The 4553-nt window shown below is 68.7% G+C and carries 6 protein-coding genes and 1 pseudogene; 2 read left to right on the top strand and 5 right to left on the bottom strand.

Annotated elements, in window-relative coordinates:
- The 5 genes and pseudogenes from ACWNCF_RS02585 to ACWNCF_RS02565 form a co-directional block, all read right to left on the bottom strand.
- A partial coding sequence (locus tag ACWNCF_RS02585; RefSeq protein ID WP_449405909.1) for a multidrug effflux MFS transporter occupies positions 1-989 on the bottom strand: 989 nt, incomplete at its 3' end.
- Between the two features lie 13 nt (positions 990-1002).
- Positions 1003-1161 carry a hypothetical protein gene (locus ACWNCF_RS02580; protein WP_449405908.1) on the bottom strand — a complete coding sequence of 53 codons (159 nt, stop codon included), beginning with the start codon at positions 1159-1161 and terminating at the stop codon, positions 1003-1005.
- Positions 1162-1165: 4 nt separating this feature from the next.
- Positions 1166-1852 (bottom strand): signal peptidase I, encoded by a 687-nt coding sequence (lepB, locus tag ACWNCF_RS02575; protein ID WP_449405907.1) that lies wholly within the window; start codon positions 1850-1852, stop codon positions 1166-1168.
- A 104-nt stretch (positions 1853-1956) separates the two neighbouring features.
- Complete coding sequence (locus ACWNCF_RS02570) at positions 1957-2148, bottom strand: hypothetical protein (RefSeq protein WP_449405906.1); 192 nt, start codon at positions 2146-2148, stop codon at positions 1957-1959.
- A pseudogene (locus ACWNCF_RS02565) lies at positions 2145-3310 on the bottom strand (PepSY-associated TM helix domain-containing protein). Before ACWNCF_RS02565 ends, ACWNCF_RS02570 begins: the two are co-directional and overlap by 4 nt.
- A 105-nt stretch (positions 3311-3415) precedes the next feature.
- On the opposite strand from ACWNCF_RS02565, the gene ACWNCF_RS02560 reads away from it, so the two are divergent.
- Positions 3416-3775 (top strand): hypothetical protein, encoded by a 360-nt coding sequence (locus ACWNCF_RS02560; RefSeq protein ID WP_449405905.1) that lies wholly within the window; start codon positions 3416-3418, stop codon positions 3773-3775.
- Positions 3709-4515: a TonB-dependent receptor plug domain-containing protein gene (locus tag ACWNCF_RS02555; RefSeq protein ID WP_449405904.1), complete on the top strand. Its 807-nt coding sequence runs from the start codon at positions 3709-3711 to the stop codon at positions 4513-4515. Before ACWNCF_RS02560 ends, ACWNCF_RS02555 begins: the two co-directional genes overlap by 67 nt.
- Positions 4516-4553: the final 38 nt, after the last annotated feature.

Below are 4553 nucleotides of genomic sequence, written 5' to 3'. Positions count from 1 at the left end.
TGTCCTGCTTGGTTCAGATTACGTATTGCTGAAAGGTTAAAACGGAGGAGTTGAGCTGGATGATCCAGCACTGCCCACGGCACCGCGATCGCATCGCCGGCCAGCGCCGTGTAGCCCACGTTCAGCACGCAGGCCCCCGCCATCGTGACGAAGCCGATGGCGCGCATGCGCGCGGGCGCCACGCGCGTCGCGCGCTTGCCGCCCCAGGCCGAGCCGATCACCATGCCGCTGATCAGCGGGATGAACATCCACGCGAACGCCGTTTCCGGCAGGTGCAGAATCTCCATCACGAAGTTGGCGGCGGAGCCGATGTACAGCGACAGGCCGCCGAACGCGAGGCCCACGGACAGCGACAGCAGCAGGAACTGCGGATGCCCCAGCACCTTAAGGTAGTTGCGCGCGATGGCCACGCCGTGGAACGCGTGGCGCTTTTCGACCGGCAGGCTTTCCGGCAGCAGGCGCCAGGTCGCCAGCAACATCACGGTACCGAAGAGCGCGAGGAACACGAAGTTCGCGCGCCAGCCGAACGTGACGTGCAGCCAGCCGCCCAGCACGGGCGCGATGGCCGGCGCGAGGCCGAACACCATCATGATGTGCGACATGATGCGCTGGGCGTCCGCGCCGGTGAAGCGGTCCTGCACGATCGCCTGGCCGATGACGGAGCCGGCACCGGCCGACATGCCCTGCAGCGCGCGGAACAGCAGCAGCCAGCCGAAGGTCGGCGCCAGCGCGGCACCGGCCGATGCCAGCGTATAAATCGTCAGCGCGACCATGATCACGGGACGGCGGCCGAAGGAATCGGACAGCGTCCCGTAGAACAGCATCATGAACGCGAACATGAACAGGAACACCGACAGCGTCTGCTGCACGGCGACGGGCCCGACGTCGAACGCGCGCCCGATGGCGGGGATCGACGGCAGGTAGGTATCGATCGCGAGGGCGCCCACCATGCCGAGGCAGGCAAGGATGACGGTCAGGAGTCTTTGCATATGCATGCCTTGATCAGAACATCGGCACTGCACCATGCGAGCGTCCGAGGGACGAAATTGTAGCGGGAAACACGCAAGCCGTCTCGACGCGCCGCCGCGCCGCCGCGCCCGGATGGCGGCGGCGCTGGAACACCGAGGGCACGCAGGCGCGGCCAGTGCCGCCTGCGCGCACGCGATCAGTCGGGGCGGTACAGCGACATGCCGAAGCGCTCGGTGCGCGGCATCCAGTTGCCCTGGTAGTCGGCGGAGACGAGCACGCGTTCGGCGCGGCCCACGAGCAGCTTGCGCGGCACCAGGCCGATCACGCGCGAGTCGGCGCTGTTGTCGCGGTTATCGCCCAGCATCAGGTATTCGCCCTGCGGCACGGTGACGGGGCCGAAGGTGCGCGGCGCCAGCACGTCCGGCATGATCTGGATGTGGCGGCGCGACTGGGCCGTCTTGCCGTCCCACGATTCGGCCAGCTGCAGCGCGCGCATCGCCGTGCCGCCGACGGAATCGAGCGACTGTTCGACGACGCGGTAGTCGGCGCCGCGGCCGTTGATGAACAGGCGCTCGTTGCGCATCTCGACGACATCGCCCGGCAGCGCCACGACGCGCTTGATCAACAGGGTGCGGTCGCGCGGCGAGCGGAACGTGACGATGTCGCCGCGGCGCGGCTCGCCGAGGTGCGCCAGCACGACGTCCGTGAGCGGGACCTTCAGGTCGAACGCGAGGCGGTTCACGAGCACGACGTCGCCTTCGAGCAGGTTCGGATGCATCGATGCCGACGGGATCGGATTCCAGTCCGCCACCGCCGTGCGGAACATGCCGAACAGGACGAGAAACGCCAGGAAACCCTTGTTGTTGCGCACCCAGTTCTTCATTCAGGACTCCTCGCTTGTGGTTATTCTGCCGATGTTATACGCGGCTTCGCCGGCAGCAGGCTTAACAGAGAATTAAAGCGCGGTATGCATGCGGGCGGTCCCGCTCAGCGCGGCGAACGCGCGGGCCTGAGCGCATGCCACGCGCCCACGGCCAGCGGCAGCGCCAGCGCGGCGGCGGCGCCGAGGTCCCACGCGCCATCCGCCAGCAGACCCACCACGAGGCCGGCGAGCGTCAGCGCGCCGAGCGCGATCGGCATCGTCCAGACGTGGCGCAACGGGCTTTTCGGCGCGCTCAATCCGCCTCTCCTTCGCGCGCGAGCGCGGGCGCGGCGTGCGCGGGCACGCGTGCCGGGCGCGCGGCCGCGCGGCCGCGCCGCAGCCACAGATACAGGCCGCTGCCCAGCACGACGAGCGTCGCCGCGTCGAGCAGCGTCCACACGGCTTTCATGCCGGCGCCGCCGTAGTCGCCGAAATGCAGCGGCTGCGACAGCAGCAGCGCCGTCAGATACCACGGCAGGTCGCGGCGGTCGGTGACGGCGGCCGTCCGCGCGTCGACCAGCACCGGCGCGTAGAGCCGCGACGTCAGGGGCGCGTCGCCATGCATGTAGACGCCGTAGTGATGGGGGCTCGCGAACGGCGTGCCGGGGAACGCGATGAAGCCGACGCGCATGCCCGGCGCCGCGCGCTCCGCATTGCGCACCGTCGCCTCGACCGGCGCGAACGCCGCGGGCGCCGGCTGGCCCGCGTACGGCTTCGTCATCGCGGCGATCTCGGTGGCCTGCCAGACCTGCAGCAGCACGTCGGCCAGCGTGTTCACGACGCCGGTCGCGCCCACGACGAGCCCCCACACGAGCGTGACGATCCCCAGCAGGTTGTGCAGGTCGAGCCATTTCAGGCGCGCCGTGCGGCCGCGGCGGACCGTACCGAAATCCAGCTTGCGCATGAACGGCGCGTACAGCACGACGCCGGACACGATGGCCGCCAGCAGCAGCATGCCCATCGCGCCCAGGAACAGCTCGCCCACACGCCCGCGAACAGGTCGACGTGCAGGTGGAAGATGAACTGCATGACGCCGCCGCCCTCGATCGGCGGTTCGCCGACGAATCGCGCGGTGCGCGCATCGATGGCGATGCTCTTGAAGTCCGGATCGGTCGCGTGCTCGCCCATCGTCAGGAACCACAGCGCCGGTTCGTCCGGCTCCTGCGACATGTACATCATGACCTTGTGCGGATAGCGCGCCCGGCCCGCGGCGATCACGCGGTCGAGGCTGGGCGGCGGCGCCGACACGAGGGCGGCCGCCAGCGGCGGCGCCTCGATGTCGTTGCCGAGCAGGTGGCCGATCTCGTGGCGCCAGATCAGCGGCAGGCCGGTCAGGCACAGCAGGAGCATGAAGACGGTGCAGGCCAGGCTGCTCCACGTATGGAGCCAGGACCAGCGGCGGACGTTTGCGGGAGACATGGGAAGCGGTATTGCGGCAGAGTTCAGATAATAATGGTTCTCATTTACGAAAGCAAGAACGCTCGCTATAATGAGAACCATTCTCATTAAACCTCGAAGATTTCCATGCCGCTCGCACCATTCCACCGTACCGCCCTCACGCCGATCGCCGTCGGCGCCCTGCTCCTCGCCGCATCCGCCTCGGCCCAGACCACCGGCGACGGCATCGCCACGGTCGTCGTCACCGCGTCCGCCGACGCATCGGCCCAGGGCCTGCCGTCCGCCTACGCCGGCGGCCAGGTGGCGCGCGGCGGACGCCTCGGCCTGCTCGGGAACGTGGACATCATGGACGCGCCGTTCAACGCCACCAACTACACGCAGGCGCTGATCCAGGACCAGCAGGCGAAGAGCGTGCGGACGTGGTGCAGAACGACCCGTCCGTGCGCGTGGCGCGCGGCTTCGGCAATTACCAGGAGCTGTACGTGATCCGCGGCTTCGCGGTGAATTCGGACGACCTCGCGTATAACGGTTTATACGGTTTATTGCCGCGCCAGTTCGTGGCGAGCGAACTGCTGGAACGCGTGGAAGTGCTGCGCGGCGCGAACAGCTTCATCAACGGGGCGGCGCCCGGCGGCGGCGGCATCGGCGGCATGATCAACCTGCTGCCCAAGCGCGCGCCGAATAAGCCGCTGGAACCAGGTCACCGTCGGGATCGAATCGGGCGGCCAGAAGCTACGTGGCGGCCTGACGTCGCGCGCCGCTTCGGCGCGGGCGACCGCGCGGGCATCCGCGTGAACGCCGTGCGGCGCGACGGCGACACCGCGGTCGACCGCGAGGAGCGCGCACTGTCGGTGTTCTCGGTCGGCCTGGACTACCGCGGCGACAATTATCGGCTGTCGGCCGACGTGGGCTACCAGGACCACCAGCTGCGCAACGGCCGCCCGAGCGTCACGGCCGGCACCGGCCTCGCGCTCCCCGCCGCGCCGGATGCCGCCCGCAATTTCGCGCAGCCGTGGACGCATTCGAACGAGCGCGACACGTTCGGCACGGTGCGCGGCGAAGTCGACCTCGCGCCGGGCGTGGTCGCATGGGCCGCGATGGGCGCGCGCACCGGCCGCGAATCGAACACGATCTCGTCGCCGACGACGACCGACGACAACGGCGCCACCGTCATGACCCGCTTCGACAACAGGTGCTGGATCATCCAACTAACTCCTCCGTTTTAACCTTAGCAATACGTAACTGAACGAGTAGACGACAAAGC

It is taken from the genome of Massilia phosphatilytica, from assembly GCF_977014125.1.
The sequence above is the reverse complement of the archived record's forward strand: the minus strand, read 5'-3'. Positions and strand labels throughout refer to the sequence as shown.